This is a genomic window from Cupriavidus sp. WS, from assembly GCF_000395345.1.
Taxonomy (GTDB): Bacteria; Pseudomonadota; Gammaproteobacteria; order Burkholderiales; family Burkholderiaceae; genus Cupriavidus; species Cupriavidus basilensis_B.
In genome coordinates, this window is sequence record NZ_AQPL01000304.1 from 1 (window position 1) to 7288 (window position 7288).

Consider the following 7288-nt stretch of genomic DNA (forward strand, 5'->3'; position numbering starts at 1 on the left):
CCGGCGCCGTCGCTCCGGCCGATGCCGCCGAGGGCCGTCCCTGGGCGCTGGCGCTGGTACTGCTCGCCGGCATGGGCGCGCTGTTCTTCTCGTCCTACGGGCTGGCCAACTGGCTGGCGAGCCAGCGCGCGGCGGTGCCGTACTTCCATTTCGCGTGGGAGCGCCATATTCCGTTCGTGCCGTGGAGCATCGTGCCGTACTGGTCCATCGACCTGCTCTACGGGCTGTCCTTCTTCCTGTGGCGCACGCGCGCGGCGCTCCTCACGCACGCGAAGCGGCTGCTGGCGGCGCAGTTGATCTCGGTGGCGTGCTTCATCGCGTTCCCGCTGCGCTTCGCCTTCGAGCGCCCGGCCGCCGACGGCCTGCCGGGGCAGCTGTTCACGCTGCTGGGCGGCTTCGACAAGCCGTTCAACCAGGCGCCGTCGCTGCACATCAGCCTGCTGGTGATCCTGTGGGTGGCCTATGCCATGCACGCGCGCGGCGCCTGGCGCTGGCTGCTGCATGGCTGGTTCGCGCTGATCGGCGTCTCGGTGCTGACCACCTACCAGCATCACGCCATCGACGTGCCGACCGGCTGGCTGGTGGGCTGGCTGTGCGTCTTCCTGTTTCCATTCGGCGCGCGCCACGCCGCGGCCGAACCGGCGGCGCGCACGCGCCGGCTTGCGCTGCGCTACGCCGCCGGCGCGCTGGCGGCCGCCGCGCTGGCCTGGCTGGCGCTGCCGGGCTCGGTGCCGGCGGCGCTGCTGCTGGGCTGGCTGGCGCTGGCGCTCGGCTGCGTCGCGGCGATCTACCGGCAGGGGCTGCCGGCGCTGTTCCAGAAGCAGGCGGACGGCAGCATGCCGATGGCCGCGCGCTGGGTGCTGGCGCCGTACCAGCTCGGCGCCTTCGCCAATTCGCGCTGGTGGACGCGCCGCCGGCCGCAGGCCAGCGAGATCGCGCCGGGCGTGTGGGTGGGCCGTTTTCCGGGCGCGGCGGAACTGCGCCGGCTCGGCGCCGACGCCGTGCTCGACCTGACCGCGGAGCTGCCGCGGCTGGCGCCCGCCGCCGTGGCCTACCGCTGCGTGCCGGTGCTGGACCTGACCGTGCCGCCGCCCGCGCAACTGGACGAAGCGGTGGCCATACTGGAGGCATGGCACGGCCAGGGCCGCAAGGTGCTGGTCTGCTGCGCGCTCGGTTATTCGCGCAGCGCGCTGGTGGCCGCCGCGTGGCTGGCCGCGCGCGCCACGGGCGAGCCGCTGGCGCTGCTGCGCGAGCGCCGCCCGCAGGTGGTGCTGGGAGCGGACAGCGTGGCGGCGCTGGCGGCATTCATCGGCCGCAGGCAGGCCGCGCAGTTTTCGGGAGAGGCAAGCGATGCCGGACGCATTGGATGACGAGGACGACGACAGCCGGCGCGACGCCGAGGCCGCGCGCTGGGTCGCGCTGGCCGCGGTGGGCGGCCTCGACGCCGCGGCCCGGCTGACCTGGGCCGGGCTGGTGCTGGCGCTGATCAACGTGCTGCTGGCCGGCACGCTGTCGCCGGCGGGCACGGTCTACCTGGCGCTGGGCATCGTCGCCGCGCTGGCCGGCGCGCTGCAACTGTGGCTGCTGGTGCGCGTCACCATCGACCGGCCCTTGTTCGCGGCGCTGGCGGCGGACCCCGCGCCCGGCGCGCCGCTGGCGGCGCTGGACCATGCGCTGCGGCAGCTGGGCTGGCTGCGGCGCGCCGCGCCGGGCGAGCCCGGCCGCAGTCTCGCGCAGCGCGCCCGCGGCGCGCTGCGCTTCCTTCCGTGGGCCGCGGCGCTGGCCGCGCTGCAATTGCTGGCGGCCCTGCTGTTGCTTCTGCTGAGATAACGAGCCATGTGGTTTTCCAAGCTGGTGGCGCGCGCCATCATCCTGTTCGCGCGCCTGCTCACGGGCATGCAGGCCCGCTGGAACGGCTGCCTGCCGGCGGCCGTGCAGCGCGTCTATTTTGCCAACCACAGCAGCCACGGCGACTTCGTGCTGATCTGGGGCTGCCTGCCGCCGGACCTGCGCCGGCTGACGCGGCCGGTGGCTGGCGCGGACTACTGGAACCGGTCGGCCGTGCGCCGCTTCATCGGGCGGGATGTGTTCAACGCCCTGCTGATCGACCGCAGCGGCGGCGGCCACGAGGGCGGCGCCACCGACCCGGTGGCGCTGATGAAGGCGGCGGTGCTACGGGGCGATTCGCTGATCCTGTTTCCCGAGGGCACGCGCAACACCACCGACGCGCGGCTGCTGCCGTTCAAGAGCGGCATCTATCACCTGGCGCGCGTGTGCGGCAACGTGGAGTTCGTGCCGGTGTGGATCGACAACCTCAACCGCGTGATGCCCAAGGGCGAGGTGGTGCCGGTGCCGCTGCTGTGCACGGTGACGTTCGGCAAGCCGCTGACCCTCGGCGCGGAAGAAGCCAAGGACGATTTCCTGGCGCGTTGCCGCGCGGGCCTGCTGGCGCTGGCGCCGGCGCTGGAGTAAGGACCATGATGCATTCGTATCCGGCTGTGCTGCGCGAGACCTGGCTGCTGTTCGCGGCGGTGTTCGGCGTGCTGGTGCTGGCTTCCGCGGTGACGGCGCTGCTGCGCTGGCGCGTCGCCGGCGGCCGCCCGCACGCGGTGATCGACAACCTCGGCGCGCGCGTGTCGGCGTGGTGGTGGATGATCGGCGTGCTGGGCGTGGCCTTCGTGCTGGGGCGCACCGCCATCATCGTGCTGTTCTACCTGCTGTCGTTCTTCGCGCTGCGCGAGTTCGTCACCATCACCACCACGCGGCGCGGCGACCACCGCGCCATCGTGGCGGCGTTCTTCGTGTTCCTGCCACTGCAATACGTGCTGGTCTACATCGGCTGGTACGGGCTGTTCTCGATCCTGATCCCGGTCTACGCCTTCCTGATCCTGCCGATCCTGTCGGCGCTCTCCGAGGAAACCACGCGCTTCCTGGAGCGCTGCGCGGGCGTGCAGTGGGCGGTGATGGTGTGCGTGTTCTGCGTCTCGCACGTGCCCGCGCTGCTGACGCTGCCGATTCCCGGCTTCGAGGACCGCAACCTGCTGCTGATCGCCTTCCTGGTGATCGTGGTGCAGGGCAGCGACGTGCTCCAGTACGTGTGGGGCAAGCTGTGCGGCCGGCGCAAGATCGCGCCGCTGCTGTCGCCGTCCAAGACCGTGGAAGGGTTTGTCGGCGGCGTGGCCAGCGCCACCGCGCTGGGCGCCTCGCTGTGGTGGATCACGCCTTACGGCTCGCCGTGGAAGGCTGGCCTGATCGCGCTGGTGATCGCGCTGATGGGCTTTCTCGGCGGGCTGGTGATGTCGGCCATCAAGCGCGACCGCGGCATCAAGGACTGGGGCCACATGATCCAGGGCCACGGCGGCATGCTCGACCGGCTCGACTCGGTGGTGTTCGCCGCGCCGGTGTTCTTCCACATCACGCGCTACTGGTGGGTGCCCTGAGGCGCCGCCGGGATTTTGCCGGCCTGATGTCTCGCGGGGCAATTCCCTGCCGGCGTCAGGGAAATCAAGGGCAACTGGCGCCATTGTGGTGCAACCGCCGGCGCGGCCTTGGCCCGGCCATGCGGGCGCGGAACCTGTCGTGAAATAATCCGTAGGAATTGTCTCTGCCAGCATTGGCGCAAGACCCTGTAAAATCTCGGGCGACAGGCGGCACGACCCGCCGGATTACCCCCCTTCCTTCGCTTTGCCGGCCCATCCTTGCCGGCAAGGTCAATTACGAAAGTCCATGTCAGAGTCTGATGAAGCCAGAATAGCCGCGGCGGCGTGGGTCCGTGAGCAGATGGATCGCCACGGCCTCACGTTCGACGATTTGGTTGAAGCCGGCTGTTTTGCCGAAGCGCAGCCGGACGAGGGCGACGAGCCCGATGCGCCGAGTGCGCCGGCGGCCGGCGCGGCGGAAGCGGCCACGCTCCCGGCAGCCCCGAAGCCGGCCAAGCCCCTCTACCGCAACGCCCTCGGGCAGAGCTGGGACGGCACCGGCGAGCGCCCGGAATGGCTGCAGCGCGCGGTAAACGCCGGCCAGTCGGTGGAGTTCTTCCGGGTCGAATAGCCGCCGGCAGCCACGCGCCGCCAGATAATCGGCGGACAATCGCCGGACAGCCGCCGGTTCGCGCGCGGCAAGGCGCGCCTATTGCGCCGGCGCCACCTCCAGCGCCGTGACCGTCAGCGCGCCGTCGACGCGCTCCACGGTGAATCTCACGCGGTCGCCTTCCTTGACCCGCCCGATCATGGCGGGGTCCCGCACGCGGAAGATCATGGTCATGGCCGGCATGTCGAGGTTGACGATGGGGCCATGCCTGATGGTCAGCTTGCCCGCCGCGGCATCCACCTTGCGGATTTCGCCTTCGGTCAGCGGGGTTTGCGCCTGCGCGGCGGCGGTGGCGTCAGCGCCGGTGTTGCCGGCTGCGACGGCGGGCAGCGCGGCGGCGGCGCCGAGCAGGGCCAGCAGGGCGATCAGGTATCGGCTGGTCTTCATGTCGTGTTTTCCTTGTGTGTTGATATTCAGCAGGCGCGGCCCGATTCAGCGCACGCGCACTTCGCCGCGCATGCCGGCGTCGTAGTGGCCGGGCTGCAGGCACGCGAACGGCACGCGGCCGCCCCGCGGGAAGCGCCAGACCAGCTCGCCGCTCTGGCCGGCATCGAGCGTGACGGCGCCGGGATCGGCGTGCTCCATCTCCGGCATCTTCAGCATGGCGGCGTAATGGGCCTTGAGGTCGGCCTCGTCGGCGATCACCATCTCATGGCGCAGCCGGCCGGCATTGCGCACCACGAAACGGATCGTTTCGCCGGCGCGGACCTCGACGTGCGGCGGCGAGAAACGCATGTCGTCGCCCATGTCGATGGCGATGGTGCGCGTGACCCGGGCGGCGTCGCCGGGCTGGCCGGCGGTGCCGGCATCGTCATGGCGGCCGGCATGATTGCCGGCGGCCAGCGCGGAAGACAGCGTGGAAGACAGCGCGAGCGCGCCGGCCAGCGCCAGCAGTGCGCGGGCCGCGCGGGATTTCGGTCGGTTCATGTCGGGTCTCCTGGTCAGGGGCGTCGCGCCGGCTTGCCGGCGGACTCGGTGTATTCGAAGGCAACCGTGCCCTTGGGATGGCGGTACCAGCCCGGGTCGCGGTAATCGTTGCGGCCCAGGCCGGCGCGCACCTTGAGCACGCTGAACATGCCGCCCATCTCGATCGGCCCGAACGGGCCTTGCCCGCTCATCATCGGCAGGGTGTTGTCGGGCAGCGGCATCTCCATGCTGCCCATGTCCGCCATGCCGGCCTCCCCCATCGACATGTAGTCCGGCACCAGCGCGCTCATGCGCTTGGTGAGCTCTTTTTGCCGGACGCCGATCATGGTGGGAACCTGGTGGCCCATCGCGTTCATGGTGTGGTGCGACTTGTGGCAGTGGAAGGCCCAGTCGCCCGGGTTGTCGGCCACGAACTCGATGGCGCGCATCTGGCCCACGGCCACGTCGGCGGTGACTTCGGGCCAGCGCGCCGACGGCGGCACCCAGCCGCCGTCGGTGCCGGCCACCTCGAAGCGGTGGCCGTGCAGGTGGATCGGGTGGTTGGTCATGGTCAGGTTGCCGAAGCGGATGCGCACGCGGTCGCCGAGCCGCGCGGGCAGGCTGTCGATGCCGGGGAACACGCGGCTGTTCCAGGTCCACATGTTGAAGTTGGTCATCTCGGCCACGCGCGGCGTGTAGGAGCCCGGATCGATGTCGTAGGCGGCGATCAGGAAGACGAAGTCGCGGTCGACCTGCATCTGCGCCGGGTCTTTCGGGTGCACCACGATGAAACCCATCATGCCCATCGCCATCTGCACCATCTCGTCGGAATGCGGGTGGTACATGAAGGTGCCGGCGTGCTTCATCTCGAACTCGTAGACGAAGGTCTTGCCCGGCGGGATGTGCGGCTGCGACAGGCCGCCCACGCCGTCCATGCCGGCCGGCAGGATGACGCCGTGCCAGTGCACGGTGGTGTGCTCGGGCAGCTTGTTGGTGACGAAGATGCGGACCTTGTCGCCTTCCACGCATTCGATGGTGGGGCCCGGGCTCTGGCCGTTGTAGCCCCACAGGTGCGCCTTCATGCCGGGCGCGAACTCGCGCTCGACCGGCTCGGCCACCAAGTGGAATTCCTTCCAGCCTTGCCGCATGCGCCACGGCAGGCTCCAGCCGTTGAGCGTGACCACGGGGTTATAGGGCCGGCCGGAGGCGGGCTGGAGCGGCGCCTGCGTGGCGGGGCTCGATTGCAGCGCGGCTTCGGGCAGCGCGGCGGCGCCGGCGCGCGACACCAGCGCCGCGCCGAGCATGGCGGCGCCGGAGCCATGCAGGAATTGTCTTCGGGTGACCATGTTCAGTTTCCTTTGGGCTGGGCGGCGGCCGGGGCGGACCCGGCGGGCGGCGGGGAGGGCGGGGGCGCATCGGCGCCGGGCAGGCGTCCGCCCAGCGTGGCCTGCAGGTCGGTCTCGGCCAGCCAGTATTCGCGCAGCGCGTCGAGATAGCCGTTGACCGCGTTGACCTGCTCGCGCGCGTCGGCCAGCAGTTCGAACACGCTGACCAGCATGCCGTTGTAGCGCAGCAGGTCTTCGTCGGTGATGCGCTTGCGCAGCGGCACCACCTCGTCGCGGTAGTGCCGCGCGATGTCGTAGCGCGCCTGGTAGCCGGCATAGTTCTCGCGCACTTCCGAGCGCGCGTTGACCGCGCTTTCCGCCAGGCGCGCGGCGGCCTGCATGTAGACCGCCTCGGCCCGCGCCACGCGCGCGCCGCCCCAGTCGAACAGCGGGATCTCGATATTGATGCCGTAGCCGCTCTCGGTGGGCTTGGCCGTCTCCGAGTTGCGCAGGTAGGCCACGTCGATCACGCTGACGAAGCGCGTGGCGCGCGTGAGGCCGAGCGAGCGCGCCAGGCTTTCCAGCTGCACGCGGCCGGCCTGCAGGTCGAGCCGGTTGCCGATGGCATAACCCTCCAGGTCGGTGAGCGCGGGACGGGCCTTGGGCAGGTCCGGCAGGCGTTCGGGCAGGCGGTATTGCGCGCCGGTGCCCCACAGGCCGAGGCAGCGCGTGAGCTGCTCGCGCGCGGCCAGCGCCTGCTGGCGCGCGCGCGCCAGCTGCGCGGCGGCATCGGCATAGAAGGCCTGCTCGCGCGCGTGGTCCAGCGCGCTGACGTTGCCGGCGCGCGCGAGGTCGCGCGCGAACAGCGCGCCGGTCTCGGCGGCGTGCCTGACCTGCTCGGCGTAGCGCGCCGCCTGTTCCGCCGCGACCGCGTTGACGAAGGCGCGGCGGGGGGCGAACGCCTGCCG

General features: G+C 71.1%; 9 protein-coding genes. 5 read left to right on the forward strand and 4 right to left on the reverse strand.

The features are described 5' to 3' along the window. The 5 genes from K206_RS39065 to K206_RS0123590 form a co-directional block, all read left to right on the forward strand. On the forward strand, positions 1-1370 hold a 1370-nt coding region (locus K206_RS39065; RefSeq protein WP_020204852.1), incomplete at its 5' end, for a dual specificity protein phosphatase family protein. Then, positions 1351-1830: a hypothetical protein gene (locus K206_RS0123575; protein WP_020204853.1), complete on the forward strand. Its 480-nt coding sequence runs from the start codon at positions 1351-1353 to the stop codon at positions 1828-1830. The genes K206_RS39065 and K206_RS0123575, both read left to right, overlap by 20 nt. Before the next feature lie 6 nt (positions 1831-1836). Continuing rightward, entirely contained in the window at positions 1837-2472 is a 636-nt protein-coding gene (locus tag K206_RS0123580; protein WP_020204854.1) for a 1-acyl-sn-glycerol-3-phosphate acyltransferase, read from the forward strand. A 5-nt stretch (positions 2473-2477) separates the two neighbouring features. After that, a complete protein-coding gene (locus K206_RS0123585; protein WP_020204855.1) occupies positions 2478-3440 on the forward strand; it encodes a phosphatidate cytidylyltransferase in 963 nt (320 codons plus the stop codon). Between the two features lie 286 nt (positions 3441-3726). Beyond that, positions 3727-4050 (forward strand): H-NS family nucleoid-associated regulatory protein, encoded by a 324-nt coding sequence (locus K206_RS0123590; RefSeq protein ID WP_029044000.1) that lies wholly within the window; start codon positions 3727-3729, stop codon positions 4048-4050. Between the two features lie 78 nt (positions 4051-4128). Here K206_RS0123590 and K206_RS0123595 read toward each other — a convergent pair whose 3' ends face one another. The 4 genes from K206_RS0123595 to K206_RS39070 form a co-directional block, all read right to left on the reverse strand. Beyond that, positions 4129-4476: a copper-binding protein gene (locus K206_RS0123595; RefSeq protein WP_020204857.1), complete on the reverse strand. Its 348-nt coding sequence runs from the start codon at positions 4474-4476 to the stop codon at positions 4129-4131. 45 nt (positions 4477-4521) lie between these two features. Continuing rightward, positions 4522-5016, reverse strand: coding sequence for a plastocyanin/azurin family copper-binding protein (locus K206_RS0123600; RefSeq protein WP_020204858.1), 495 nt, complete (start codon positions 5014-5016; stop codon positions 4522-4524). 14 nt (positions 5017-5030) lie between these two features. Beyond that, positions 5031-6341: a multicopper oxidase family protein gene (locus K206_RS0123605; RefSeq protein WP_020204859.1), complete on the reverse strand. Its 1311-nt coding sequence runs from the start codon at positions 6339-6341 to the stop codon at positions 5031-5033. A 2-nt stretch (positions 6342-6343) separates the two neighbouring features. Next, positions 6344-7288: TolC family protein (locus K206_RS39070; protein ID WP_020204860.1), on the reverse strand; the 945-nt coding region annotated here is incomplete at its 5' end.

What these genes read in the sequence shown, in the direction of transcription:
- K206_RS0123575 (WP_020204853.1), top strand. Translation starts at nt 1,351, where the DNA reads ATGCCGGACGCATTGGATGACGAGGACGACGACAGCCGGCGCGACGCC.
- K206_RS0123580 (WP_020204854.1), top strand. Translation starts at nt 1,837, where the DNA reads ATGTGGTTTTCCAAGCTGGTGGCGCGCGCCATCATCCTGTTCGCGCGC.
- K206_RS0123585 (WP_020204855.1), top strand. Translation starts at nt 2,478, where the DNA reads ATGATGCATTCGTATCCGGCTGTGCTGCGCGAGACCTGGCTGCTGTTC.
- K206_RS0123590 (WP_029044000.1), top strand. Translation starts at nt 3,727, where the DNA reads ATGTCAGAGTCTGATGAAGCCAGAATAGCCGCGGCGGCGTGGGTCCGT.
- K206_RS0123595 (WP_020204857.1), bottom strand. Translation starts at nt 4,476, where the DNA reads ATGAAGACCAGCCGATACCTGATCGCCCTGCTGGCCCTGCTCGGCGCC.
- K206_RS0123600 (WP_020204858.1), bottom strand. Translation starts at nt 5,016, where the DNA reads ATGAACCGACCGAAATCCCGCGCGGCCCGCGCACTGCTGGCGCTGGCC.
- K206_RS0123605 (WP_020204859.1), bottom strand. Translation starts at nt 6,341, where the DNA reads ATGGTCACCCGAAGACAATTCCTGCATGGCTCCGGCGCCGCCATGCTC.